Here is a 12,620-nt window from a genome sequence, read left to right as displayed (position 1 = left end):
CGAACCGAACAACCCCGCCTCGCCGCCGGGCCGCCCGCCTGCTCACGGCGGGGTGTGCGGCGACCCTCGTCCTTCGTCCGCCATCTCTTCGAGGAGGCCTTGTGTCGCTGTCGCGTGCCCGCGGATGGTTCGCCGCCTGCGCGTTGTTCGTTTCCGGCGCGGGCGTCGCGCTCACGGCGCTGGCGTTCGGCGGTGCCGGGGCCGCTCCGACGGCTACTGCTCCGACGGCCGCCGCGCCGTCGGCGGCCTCCGACGCCCCGGCAGGCAGGGCCCCGGCCGCCCCGGCGCCGTCCGCGGGCGGGCCCGCGGCCGCGTCGCCGAAGCCGCCGAACGCCGCCGACCTGACGTTCGCCCTGGCGATGGTCCCGCACCACGCGCAAGCGGTCGAGATGAGCCGCATCCTGCTCGCCAAGCAGGGCACGCAGCACCTCGTCACCGCGCTCGCCGAGCGCATCCGCACCGACCAAGACCGCGAAGTCGCCGACATGAACAGCTGGCTGACCGCCTGGGACCAGGACCCGGTGCCGGTGGACGCGAAGTCCGTCGCCGACCACACCGCCCACCACGGCGGCACCGGCGGCATGCTGACCACCGCACAACTGGCGGCCCTCGAAGCCGCCGACGGCCCGACCGCGTCGCGCATGTTCCTCGACCTGATGATCGAGCACCACCTCGGCGCGGTCGCCATGGCCCGGACCGAAGCCGCCGACGGCGCCAACGTGTTCACCCGCAACCTGGCCCGCCACATCGTCGCCGAACAGCAGTCCGAGATCGTGCAGATGCGGACGCTGTACGACTACGTGTGACCCGCACCGGCACCTGCCGCGGCGAACGGACCGCTGTCCGTGCCGACTGCATCGAAGTGTCTACAGCCGGTTCCTCAGCGGGCAGGACGCGGTCACCCCAGGGCGGAACTAGCGTTTTCCGGGTCGGAAACACTCAGGACTCGGAGGGGAGCGCGTACATGAGGGACGTCGTCGGCGGTGTCGGTCTGTCGGGCGTGGGGGTGCTGCTGAAGGTCTACGGCGGCCGGGTCGACCTCCCGGCCGTCTCGCTCGACAAGCTGGGCGTCGTGCTCATCGTCATCGGCGCCCTCGAAGCGGCCTACGGGGTGTTCCGCATGACCCGCGGCGCAGGCCGCGGCAGCCCGGCGAAGCGCCGCTAGCGGCGACGCGGTGGGCCTCCGCCGCGGTGCGGAGCGGGTCAGGGTTCGAGCGCCAAGCCGTGGACATGGCGCTCGAACCAGGGTGTCACCGCCAGATTGCGGATCTGGCCCTTGTACGCCAACTTGCCCACCGCCTTGTCCGCGTCGGCAACCGTCGCGGCAAGGCCGTCAGGCCGCGGGAGTCCTCTCTGCCGTCCGGGCGAGGCGCGCGTCGCCGGAGCAGGGCGGCTGGGCCACTTGGAAACCTGTTCGAACCCGTAGGCCGCGGCAGGGAACGTAGGGAGAGCCGGTTCCGTCTCCGAGCGCGGCGCCACCGTCGGACGCAGACTTGCCCGGTATTTCGGGCGCTCGGCCAGGGATTTCGGCCCGTCGGCGCCGACGGACAAATCCTTGCCGGTGAAGACGAAGACGCGTGGTTGGGCAAGGTATTCGTCCAGGCGATCCCGGACCTTCTCCGGTCCGGCGACCAACTCGGGAATGTAGAGCTGCGATTCGGTGAACTCCCGATTCAACGTCTTCACCGCCTGCGTCAGTTCCTGGTCCCAATTGCTCTTCCCGAGCGTTGCCTTCGGTTCCTCGTGCGTGGCAGGTTCGAATATCGACCGCGCGCGTAGTTGGCGGACGAGGTAGGTGGACCAGGTGACCGCGTTCCCGGCCGCGACGAGCGGCGCGAAAGCCCTGAACCAAGCCCGCTCCGTCCTGCTGCGCGCGTCCAGAAGCCGGGCGGTCATCTCCGGGTTGCGAGTGCCGATGTGGTCGTTCAGCAGGAAGGTCGTCATGTCGTACACGGACGATCCCGGCGCGGCGAACTCCTCGTCGATGACGAGGAGTCCGCCGTCGGGTGTGAGGCCCACCTGTCCGGGATGAAAGTCCTTGTGCTGCAAGCCGAACGGCGTGTGCGTGCGGGGCAGTCGACGGCCCTGTACGCGTTGCAGCACCTTGTCGGTCAGGCCGAGGGCGGCCAGCAGCCCCGGATTCCGGGACTCGTAAAAGTCGATGACGAACGTGAGCCTCCGGGACACCGCCGCGAATTGCTCGGCGACGTCCATAGGTTGATCGCCCCGCATAGGCCCGCGCCACGGGTTGGCGTCCCGTTCCTCCCAGACGCGGGGGAGTTGCTCCGACACCGCGGCAATCCACTGCTCGGAGGTCCTGAAGTACACGTCGTCGTTGTCGACGACCTCGGGGAATTCGGCTTCGGGTTCGAAGTCACGGAGATAGAACTGGTTGTCCGGCGCCCGGTGGCGCAGTGTCGGCGACCAGGACATTCCCTTCGCGCTGAAATGGCGGAGTACGTCGGACTGGTGAAGGCACCGTGGCTCCGGCGGACACTTGGGATGCGGATAGGCGCCCTTGTCGAGATGGAACGTGTTGAGGGGCGCTGGGAATTGCAGGAGCAACTCGTCGCCGTCGACGGTCACGCGCCAGTTCTCGTTCCGGCGGCCGCCGGGGACGCTCCGTGCGCGCGGCAGGTTCGGGTCGGAGTCAGGGGCAGGGCCGGGGTCCGGCGACGCGGGACGTTTGGTTCCGGCGTTCCGCACCCGCCGTCGCTTGGCGAGTGCCTCGGCGTCCTTCACCGCGCGCCGTCGCTGGGCCAGTGCCTCGGCGACCTGGGCGTCCGTCAGGTCCTCGAAACCCATCCGCCCTCCCCACCCCGCCGGCGCCGACATCGGCGGGAGTCCCCGATCTTCCTCCCGGCAGCGTGGCATCCGCCAGGTGCGGCAGCAAGTTCGCGCCGACGGCGCTGCGTTCGGCGGCCTTCGGGGTGACGATGTCCGAAACCCGCCGGATCCGGGGCTCGTGCGCGCTTAGCCTCGCGCTCATGTCACCACGCAGCCGCGAGATCGTCCAGGACGCCTGGAGGGCGTTCGCCAGTCACGACGCGGAACGGATCTCCGCCGTCTTCACCGAGGACGCCGAGTGGCCGGCGCCGCCGGGGAACGCGACGGCGGTCGCGCTGAACGGCCCCAGCCACATGATCGGCAGGGAAGCGATCGCGCACTTCCTCGCCGAGAAGTTCCCGCGCTTGTTCGTCCGGGACGTCGCCGTCACCTTCCACGCGTTCCACGCCGACGGCGAGCGCGTCATCGTCGAGGAGACCATGACCGCAACGCTCGCCAACGGCAACCGCTACGAGAACGACTATTGCCTCGTCTTCGAACTCCGAGACGGGCTGATCCACCGCGTCCGCGAGTACATGGACACCGCGCGCGGACACCGGATGATCTTCGGCCGCGAGGAGTAACCGAGGAAGGCGCCGAGCCACGGCCCCGGGTTGAAGCGCTTTCCGACGCTTGATGTCCGGTCGGCAGTGGACAGTTCAGGGCCTGCTTGGCAACGGGCCGCGACGCGGACCGACGCACGTCTCCGAGCGGCTAACACTCGTCACGGCCGTGGTCACCGCGGAGCTTGGCGCGGTCGTGGTCGCCGCCGGAAAGCTGCCCGTCGGGACTGCGGAAGATGGCGGCGCGCTGGCGGGCGGTACCTGACCTCTGTCAGCCATCCGCGATGCTCCTTCCACAGCGGGTCTCACGGTATCCGCCGCGAAGTCCGCACGCGTCCGGCCGGCTTGCCCTGCCGCTCCCGCGTACGACCCATCGCGTTCCCGGGACAGTGGTCCGGTGCGGCGCGAACTCCGAAGCTAAGCTGACCCGGCGCTGCACCGGAAACCGCGCAGGAGACAGGATGAACCCGGCACACAAACGTCCCCGTGCCGCGGCGGACCAGTTCCTCGACCGGATCGTGCGCGCGAGCAGCACGGCGGAGTTGGCCGTCCTGGTGAACCAGCGCCTGTACGAGGCACAGGGCAACCACGTCGCGATCGACTTCACCGGAGGCGACCTCTACTACACCAAGTTCGTCGCGCTCGGCGTCGACCAATGGCTCCGGCACCAGCCCCGGCACGGCCGGCTCCGGGGCCTGTTGTACAGCGACGATCTGGGGCCTGGGCCCGGCACACTCGGTGACAGCGGCAATGTCAGCGGCCGAGTCCGTCTGAGCCGCGCACACTTCGGCAACGACCGACGTGAGGAGATCCCGGACTTCGCGGCCCGCCTCGGTGTTTCGCACCTCCTGGACGAGGCACCGGAGTTCGTCGCGACGCTCGCGACGCTGCACGAGTTGTCGCACGTCGAAGGAATGACTCTCACCGAGCTGTTCGTCGACGACTTCATCCCGAATCTGCTGCCGGGGGACGTCCAGCTCAACCTCGAAAGCGTTGGCACGACCCTCTTGCTGGCCAAGACGAGGGCCGAGGACACGGGCGAATCGTACGAGGACATCGCGTCTCACATGATCGGCAGGTTGGCCGCGCGGAACGGCCCGGGGCATGAAGGTTTCGCGCTGTCCCCTCAGCTGGCCATGCTCAACGAGCACAACATCGAGGTGCTCATCGGCACCTACGCCGCCATGAACAAAAGCGAGGCGTTCGCCGAGTCGAAGACCAAGCTCTACGTGGCGGGCTGGGATGCGGACGAAGCCACTACGGCCTTGGCGGCACTGGGCTACTCCTACGGCGCGATCACCGTCGACGCCGGCCCGTTCCGCGACCGGATGGCCCACCTGCGCCGATCCCTCGACCCGCGGACGGGCCTGCCGACCGCCGACCCGGTCGCCCGCCAACAGGAGATCGACCGCCAACGCTACTCGGCCCGGAACGTCACCCGAGCGCACACCGCGAATATCCGAGCGGCCTTGCCCCTCCTCCCCGGCCTTCGCCCGACAGGCCCAAGGATGTTCTCCGAGCCGCGCGCCCCCGGGATGCCCGCACCGACAACCAGCCCAGGCGGGATGCCTTTCACCCCGGCTCCCGCAACCACAGCCACGTTCGCCACCGTCGGCCTTGGCCCGGTCTCCACCCTCAACACCCCCCGACGCCCACAGGCACCGGATCCACCCCGCGCCCCCCGCTCCACCAACAGCCGCACACCCGACAGCCGCGCCACCCCCCGGGACAACACCACCGCACGCCGCAGCCAGGAACACGGCTACTGACCGCGGCTTGGCTCTCCGTAGGCGTGCAGGCTGCACGATGAGTGGCCCGGTCGGAAACCGACACGGTGCGAGACGGAGGGGGGCGGTGATCGACCGGCAGTCGTTCGCGCCTGGGGCGGATTGGGTGCCCGACGAAGCGGAGTACCGGGAGCGCATGGCGAGGTGGCGGGACGCGAGCCGAACCGACCTGGAAGCGTTGACGTCGTCCCAGGGCCCGGACGACTTCGAGACGCTGGATGTGCGCGGCAACGTGGCCGAGTGGACGGGGGAGGCCGGCGATCCGTCCGCGGCACGCGACCTGTACGCGGCGCTGATTGACGCTCACACTGGCCGGTCCGACTTCCTGGGCCGCGACCTTGCCACCCATCACCCGTGGTGGGCGGCAAGGTCGCACGACGCCGAGTGATGCCGTCATCGCCGTGACCGGGCTCCACGACCGACTCGCCCACCCGGGACCGCAGTCGGGGTGTAGGCCCCATCAGCCGCGTCGCTGCCACCACCGTCGCTTGGGTTCAGGCGTCCGCGGAGTCTGTCCCGTCGCCTCGGCGGCCGGGGTGGTGTCCGCGGCCAGGTTGCTCAAGGCGGCCCTGATGCGGTCGAACGTGGCGATGGGGTGGCTGCCACGGCCGGGCAGGAGCACGCCGACGCAGACCAGCCGGAAGCTCGCGTCGCGGAGGCTCACCCCGACGAACACCGGTGCACCGACGCATCCTTGGGGTGCGTTGCCGGCCCACGTCACGCCGCCGCGACGGTCGCGGCTCACCGTGCCGACCACGACGGCCTGCTCCCGCGCACCGTTCTCCGCGTTCACGTCGTGGCCGAGGAGATAGGCCGGCACCGGTTCCTTGCCGAGGGCGGCAATGTCCTCGTCCTTGGCCGCGATGCCGTCGGTGATCTCGTCGGTGGTCCACTCCCACCCCTTGCGGGCGCCGTGGGCGTGCAACCACGTAGTGGACGTGACGGCGACCCCCAGGTCGGGAAGGTGCGTCCAGCCGTCGGCGAAGTCGGAGACCAGCAGCTTCTCCGCGCTCATCGCCGGTGCGCACAGCTCCGGCCGCAGAGTGAACTCCGCCGTCTCCACCCGGGCCGGTTCACCGGCGGTCACGAGGTACTGGCGGATCGTTTCCCCGTCGGCCGTGGTCTCCAGCAACTCGTTGAACCAGAAGGCGGTCGCGTACGCCTCCGCCCGGTGTGCTCGCTGGAAGGGAAGCGTCGCGCGGCCGGCATTGTCGGCTATCGCATTAATGGTCGCGTGCTGAACGCCGCTCAGGTTGGACACGGCCCGAAAGCCTAGCGACAAGCCCCCCGGCCGACTCGACCGGTCGGAAGGGAGGTTGCCAGGCTTGAGCGGCTTGCAGATTTGACCCATGAAAACGCGTGTGGATTGAACTATTTCCCGGGTCATCCGGGCTTCTAGATTTACTTCCGCAAGCCCGGCGGGGCGGCCGCGAAGCCGCCCGAAAGTGCTTCTGACCTGGAGGAACATCATCATGAACGCGAACCCGACCGCCGCTCCCGTCCTCGTCCGCGCCGAGCAGGCGGAGGTGCTGCAGGACGGTCCCACCAGCCTCATCACGCTGCTCGCCGACGCGGGTGCCACCGGCGGTGCGCTGACCGCGAACCGGGCGACGTTCGAGAAGGGCTCGCCGGGTGCCCCGGCGCACTTCCACACGAAGGCCACCGAGATGTTCTTCGTGCTGGACGGCACGATGCGGATCCTGGTCGGCGACGAGGTACTGACCCTGGAGAAGGGCGACTTCCTCACCGTCCCGCCGACCGTGCCGCACGCCTTCGCGCCGGCTCCCGGTGCGACCGGCGACATGCTCGTCGTCTTCACCCCGGGCCTGCACCGGTTCGACTACTACCGGCTGCTGGAGCGGGTCAACCGCGGCGAGGCCACCGTCCAGGACATCAAGGACAGCTCGCAGACGTACGACAACCACTACTTCGCCAGCCCCGCGTGGCAGGCGTCCCTGGCCGAAGCCGCCGCGCACATCGCCGGCTGAGCCGCACACATCGCCAACCGAACTGCACGCACCACCGCCTGAACCGCGCCCCCGCGGCCACCCGCGCACCCACCCCGCCCCACCCACAGCCACGCACAGAGAGCCGGTCCCCCCATGCCCGAGAACCTGCCCGAAGACGCCGCGGCCCCGCGCCGCCGCCTGGGACTCACCCTGGCCCTGCTGGCGTTCGCCCAGCTGATCATCTCGATCGACTACAACATCGTCTACGTGGCCCTGCCCGAGATCGGTTCGGGCCTGGGCTTCTCGGCGCAGAACCTGCAGTGGGTGATCAGCGCCTACGCCGTCGCCTTCGGCGGGTTCCTGCTGCTCGGCGGCCGGGCGAGCGACCTGTTCGGGCCGCGCCGGATGTTCGCCCTCGGGCTCGCGCTGTACGCCGGGTCCTCGCTGCTCGGCGGCCTCGCCACCGACCCCGGCACACTGATCGCGGCCCGGGCGGTGCAGGGCGTCGGAGGGGCCTTCCTCTTCCCCGCGACCCTGACCCTGGTGTCCACGAGCTTCGCGGAAGGCCGTGAGCGCAACCGGGCGTTCGCGGTGTGGGGGACCGCGGGCGGCAGCGGGATGATCCTCGGATCGCTGCTGGGCGGCGTGCTGACCGACGCGTTCGGCTGGGAATCGGTGTTCTTCGTCAACGTCCCGCTCGCCGGGCTGGCCGCGCTGCTGTCCTTCACGCTGATCGCCCCCGACGCGCCGCGTACCGGCGACCGTCCCTCGTTCGACCTGGCGGGTGCGCTCACCTCGACCGTCGGCATCACCGCGCTGGTCTTCACCCTCGTCCAAGGCCCGGAGTCGGGCTGGACGTCCCCCGTGGTGCTCGGCGCAGCGTTCGCCGGCCTCGCCCTGCTCGCCGCCTTCGTCGCCGTCGAACGGCGCAGCGCGCACCCGCTGCTGCCACTGCGGCTGTTCCGCAACCGGAACCTGACCACCGGCTCCGCCATCACGTTCCTGTACATGGGCACCTTCGGCACGCTGCTGTACTTCCTCACCGTCTACTTCCAGGGCGTGCACGGCTACGGCCCGATGACCACCGGGCTCGCGTTCCTCGTCCCGATGGTCGCCATCGCCGCAGGGGCGCAGGCGGCCGGGCGGCTCGCCACCCGGTACGGCATCCGTCCGATCATGATCGCGGCCCTGGTGGTCGGCGGCGTCGGCGCGGTCGTGGTCGCGCTCGGCATGTCGACGGGTGCGTCCTACCTCGCGCTGGTGCCCGGCTTGCTCGTCCTCGGCGTCGGCCAAGGCGCCGGGTACACCCTGATGTTCGGCGCCGCCGCGCTCGGCGTGCCGGCCGAGGACCAGGGCATCGCCTCCGGCGTCGCGTCCACCACCCAGCAGATCGGCGGCGCCGTCGGCCTGGCCCTCCTCGTCGCGGTCGCCAACTCCGGCCTCGACGGGCTGACCGGCGACGCCCTCCGCTCGGCGACCACCGACGGCCTGCGCACCGCGATCCTGCTCGCGGTCGGCGGCATCGCGCTCACCGTCCTGGTCGCGCTCGGCCTCCGCAAGCCGGCCACCCGCGAAATCGCCGAGCAGACCGACTCCCCGACCGAGTCCCAGCCCCGCCCGGTCGTACACGTCTGACCCTCGCACCCGCGTCCCCCTGAAGGCCCTTCCAGCTAGCTGGGAGGGCCTCAGGCGCGCCCACGTGCGCCGATGACGTTCAACCTGACTCCCGATCAGGCCAAGCAGTACGAGGCGGAGTTCAGGCGCATCACTGTCTGACGCCGGGACCCCCGTCGCCCCCTGGGCCGGCGTGCAGCATGGCCTCAGCCCATCCCCTTCGTTGATGACCGACCGGTCGGGCACAGGGTCGAATATCCCTCGCCGCTGCGAGTATTCTCGCGCCACGTTGCGAACGACGGGGGAAGTCTTGGAAGTCCTGCAGGCCGGTGATCCGCGCCGGGTCGGGCCGTACACCGTGCTCCGCCGGCTCGGGGCGGGCGGCATGGGGACGGTCTACCTGGCGCGGTCGAGCGGCGGGCGCACCGTGGCGCTCAAGGTGGTGCGCACCGACCTGGCCGACCAGGCCGCCTTCCAGGCACGCTTTGCCAAGGAAGTCGACGCGGCGCGCATGGTCTCCGGCGCCTACACCGCGGCCGTCGTGGACGCCGCTCCGGACGCGCGTCCGCCGTGGATGGCCACCGCGTTCGTCCCGGGCCTGTCGCTCGGCGACGCGGTGGCCAAGCACGGTCCGCTGCAAGGCGGGCCGCTGCACATGCTGGTCGCGGGAATCGCCGAGGCGCTCAAGAACGTGCACGCCGCACGGCTCGTGCACCGCGACCTCAAGCCCGGCAACGTGATGCTGGCGCTCGACGGGCCGCACGTCATCGACTTCGGGATCACCCGGGCGCTGGACGGCACGTCGCTGACCGCCACGGACGCCGTCATCGGCTCGCCCGGCTACATGTCGCCCGAGCAGGCGCTGAACAACGAACTCACCCCGGCCAGCGACGTCTTCTCGCTCGCCGCGACCGCCTACTACGCCGCCACCGGCGAGGGCGCGTTCGGCCAAGGCACGCACGCCGCGCTGCTGTTCCGCGTCGTGGGCACCGACCCGGACCTGGGCCCGGTGCCGGAGCCGCTGCGCACCCTGCTGGCCGCGTGCTTCGCGAAGGACCCGGCGCAGCGGCCGACGCCCGCGCAGATCGTCGAGTACATCGAGGACAACGGGACGTCCGTCGGCGAAGGCAGTTGGCTGCCGCCCGGGATCACCGCCGACATCGTCGCGGTGCGCGCGGCGATCGCGGCGTTGCCGGCGGTGTCCGAGCTGCCGACGGCATCGGCATCGGTGCCGGGATGGGCGGACGGCATCCACCCCGGCCGGCAGCCGTGGTCCCCGCCTCCGCCGCCCTCGACCCCGCCGCCCACCCCGCCGCGGGGGCAGCGTGGGCCGAGCCGCCGGGCGCTGCTCATCGGGGCGGGAAGTGCCGTCGCCCTCGCGGGGGCCGGCACCGCCGCCGTACTGCTCAAAGGCTTCGGGGGGGCATCCGACTCGCCCACGCCTGCTGCGCGCAACACCCTGGCGTCGACGACGCGCGCCGCGAATGCATGGTCGACCGCGCAACTGACGAGCACGACGTCGGGCATCGCCCTCGCCGGCGACCTCGTGGTCAGCTTCGGCCCGCAGTCGATCAGCGCGGTCGGGACCGACGGCTCGTTCCGCTGGGGGCCGACGCAGACGATCCCCACCGGCACCGCGCTCGGTGCCAATGGCCTGGTCGTCGACCGGACGCTCTACTTCTGCGGGCTGACCCAGATGACGTCCGTGCAGAGCAGCGGCCTGGTGGCGGTCGACACGGCCACCGGCGCGGTCGCGTGGTCGCTGGCCGTGCCCGAGCCCAACTGGTTCGCGATGTCGGTGATCGGTACCGCGGGCGCAGCAGGGACCGCGGGCGCAGCAAGTACCGCTGGTTCCGTGGTCTATGTGAGCGGCAGCCACATGGACTTGGACAACATCAGCGCCGCAACCACCCCCGGCGACGGTTTCGTGTGGGCCGTCGACACCGCCGCCCGCAAGACGCTCTGGACGGCCTCGGGCCTCGACATCGGGGCACTGCTGGTCGCCCCGCCGCCGGGCGTCCCGCTGCTGGCCGGCCGCTCGACCGGAATCAACGGCTCCGTCGTCGCCCTCGACCGGGCGACCGGCGCGAAGAGCTGGAAAGCCGATGTTCCGGGCGCCGCGTACCTCCAGATGGGTGCGGCGTGGGAGACCGCCTGCCTGGCCGCGGACCGTTTCGTGGTCGCCGGAAGCAAGGTCGTGGCCTTCGAGGCCCTCACGGGCAAGCCCGCATGGGATTTCGACGCCGGCACGGCGCAGCCGAACTTCGGCTGGCCGGTGGCCGCCCCGGACGGCAAGACGGTGTTCGTGGCCGGGCAGCCCGGCCTGTTCGCGCTCGACGCGGCCACCGGCAAGGTCCGCTGGCGCACCGTCCTCGACGGCGGCTCGCTCGGCACCGACGGGCGGCGCCGGCTCCGGATCGCGGACGGCAACCTGTACGTCCCCGACGACCGCTCGACCCTCTGGGCCGTCGACCCGGCGACCGGTGCGCCGCGCTGGAAGTTCGCGGACCCGAACCCGGGCACCCCGGGGGCGCCCGCCGTCGCCGCGGGCGGCGGCGCGGTGTGGTTCGGGAAGGGCACGACGCTGACCAGGGTGAGCGCGAGCGGCACCTGAGCGGCCGTCGGCTCCGCACGTACGCACGATCGTTGGAGAGCCCTTGCATCGCCTGGACGCCACCGACCCGACGCGGGTCGGCCCCTATACGCTTCTCGGCCGACTCGGCGCCGGCGGCATGGGCCGGGTGTACCTCGGCCGGTCGGCGGCCGGACGGACCGTCGCGGTCAAAGTCGTCCGCGGCGAACTCGCCCGCGACGCCGGGTTCCGCGAACGCTTCCGGCGTGAAGTGGCGGCGGCGCGGGCGGTTTCCGGCGCCTTCACGGCACCGCTGGTGGACGCCGGGGCGGACACCGAAGTGCCTTGGCTGGCCACCCGGTTCGTCTCCGGCCTGACCCTCGGCGAGGCGGTCGCCCGGCGCGGCCCGCTGCCCGAAGCTCCGCTGCGCGCCCTGCTCGCCGGGATCGCCGAGGCGTTGGAGGGCATTCACGCGGTTGGACTGGTGCACCGCGACCTCAAGCCCGCGAACGTCATGCTGGCGCTCGACGGGCCGCACGTCATCGACTTCGGCATCGCGCGGTTGATGGACGGCACGCCGTTCACGGCGGCGGGCACCGTGATGGGCACCCCCGGGTACATGGCGCCCGAACAGGCCCTGGCCGGGCCCACGATGGCGGCGAGCGACGTGTTCGCCCTCGGCGCGACGATCCTGTACGCGGCGACGGGCGTGCCCCCGTTCGGCGGCGGCTCCGTGCCCGACGTGCTGCACCGTGTCCTGTACGACGCCCCGGACACCTCCGCGGTCCCGGCGGCGATCCGCGGCATGGTCGAGCGATGCCTCGCCAAGAACCCCGAGGACCGCCCCACACCCCGCGACGTGATCGCGTATGTCGACCGCACCGGCCCGCCCGCGTCGGCGGGAAGCTGGCTCCCGCCGGACCTCACCGCGGACATCGTCGCGATGGACCAGGTGATGGCGGGAGGCACGACGCCGATCCGGCCGCCCGACCCCGTCGGCGCGACGCACGAGGCGATCGCGGGGGCCACCACGTGGAGCCGGCCCGTGGACCCCACCGACGCGTCCACGCCGGGCCCTGCCGTGTTCCCCCCGCCGACGGTTCCCCTGACGGCGCCGGGCACGGCCGTCGACATGCCCCCGCGGCCGCCGCACGCGCCTCCGCCGCCGGGGCCCGATCCGAGCCGCCGCAAGCTGCTCGTCGGGCTGCTCGGCGTCGGCGCGGTCGCCGTCGCCGGCGGCGTCGCCGCGGCCTGGTCGCTGCGCGGCGACGGCGGCGTGAAAGCGGCCGGGGCCGCGTCGCCGCCCGTC

General features: G+C 71.6%; 11 protein-coding genes. 9 read left to right on the top strand and 2 right to left on the bottom strand.

The features are described from left to right. The first annotated feature begins 101 nt into the window (after positions 1-101). Positions 102-806: a DUF305 domain-containing protein gene (locus tag ABEA93_RS28635; RefSeq protein WP_345678713.1), complete on the top strand. Its 705-nt coding sequence runs from the start codon at positions 102-104 to the stop codon at positions 804-806. Positions 807-964: 158 nt separating this feature from the next. Next, positions 965-1,165 (top strand): hypothetical protein, encoded by a 201-nt coding sequence (locus ABEA93_RS28630; protein ID WP_345678712.1) that lies wholly within the window; start codon positions 965-967, stop codon positions 1,163-1,165. A gap of 38 nt (positions 1,166-1,203) precedes the next feature. Here ABEA93_RS28630 and ABEA93_RS28625 read toward each other — a convergent pair whose 3' ends face one another. Continuing rightward, positions 1,204-2,805: a phosphotransferase gene (locus tag ABEA93_RS28625; protein WP_345678711.1), complete on the bottom strand. Its 1,602-nt coding sequence runs from the start codon at positions 2,803-2,805 to the stop codon at positions 1,204-1,206. A 182-nt stretch (positions 2,806-2,987) separates the two neighbouring features. Here ABEA93_RS28625 and ABEA93_RS28620 point away from each other — a divergent pair, with 182 nt between their 5' ends. The 3 genes from ABEA93_RS28620 to ABEA93_RS28610 all read left to right on the top strand — a co-directional run bounded on the left by ABEA93_RS28620 (position 2,988) and on the right by ABEA93_RS28610 (position 5,564). Continuing rightward, on the top strand, positions 2,988-3,410 hold the full coding sequence (locus tag ABEA93_RS28620) for a nuclear transport factor 2 family protein (protein ID WP_345678710.1): 423 nt from the start codon (positions 2,988-2,990) through the stop codon (positions 3,408-3,410). Between the two features lie 440 nt (positions 3,411-3,850). Then, on the top strand, positions 3,851-5,158 hold the full coding sequence (locus ABEA93_RS28615; RefSeq protein WP_345678709.1) for a hypothetical protein: 1,308 nt from the start codon (positions 3,851-3,853) through the stop codon (positions 5,156-5,158). Between the two features lie 85 nt (positions 5,159-5,243). Then, positions 5,244-5,564, top strand: a complete 321-nt coding sequence (locus tag ABEA93_RS28610; RefSeq protein WP_345678708.1) for a hypothetical protein — start codon at positions 5,244-5,246, stop codon at positions 5,562-5,564. Positions 5,565-5,636: 72 nt separating this feature from the next. On the opposite strand, the gene ABEA93_RS28605 is transcribed toward ABEA93_RS28610, so the two are convergent. Continuing rightward, entirely contained in the window at positions 5,637-6,437 is an 801-nt protein-coding gene (locus ABEA93_RS28605) for a hypothetical protein (protein ID WP_345678707.1), read from the bottom strand. Positions 6,438-6,648: 211 nt separating this feature from the next. Between ABEA93_RS28605 and ABEA93_RS28600 the strand changes: the two genes are divergently transcribed. From ABEA93_RS28600 to ABEA93_RS28585, 4 genes are all read left to right on the top strand, one after another. Further along, positions 6,649-7,164 carry a cupin domain-containing protein gene (locus ABEA93_RS28600; RefSeq protein ID WP_345678706.1) on the top strand — a complete coding sequence of 172 codons (516 nt, stop codon included), beginning with the start codon at positions 6,649-6,651 and terminating at the stop codon, positions 7,162-7,164. 114 nt (positions 7,165-7,278) lie between these two features. After that, positions 7,279-8,760 (top strand): MFS transporter, encoded by a 1,482-nt coding sequence (locus ABEA93_RS28595; protein WP_345678705.1) that lies wholly within the window; start codon positions 7,279-7,281, stop codon positions 8,758-8,760. Between the two features lie 289 nt (positions 8,761-9,049). After that, positions 9,050-11,353: a protein kinase domain-containing protein gene (locus ABEA93_RS28590; RefSeq protein WP_345678704.1), complete on the top strand. Its 2,304-nt coding sequence runs from the start codon at positions 9,050-9,052 to the stop codon at positions 11,351-11,353. A 43-nt stretch (positions 11,354-11,396) separates the two neighbouring features. Next, positions 11,397-12,620 (top strand): serine/threonine-protein kinase (locus ABEA93_RS28585; RefSeq protein ID WP_345678703.1); only part of this gene is annotated, 1,224 nt, incomplete at its 3' end.

This window comes from Yinghuangia aomiensis (assembly GCF_039542225.1).
Classification (GTDB): Bacteria; Actinomycetota; Actinomycetes; order Streptomycetales; family Streptomycetaceae; genus Yinghuangia; species Yinghuangia aomiensis.
The sequence above is the reverse complement of the archived record's forward strand: the minus strand, read 5'-3'. Positions and strand labels throughout refer to the sequence as shown.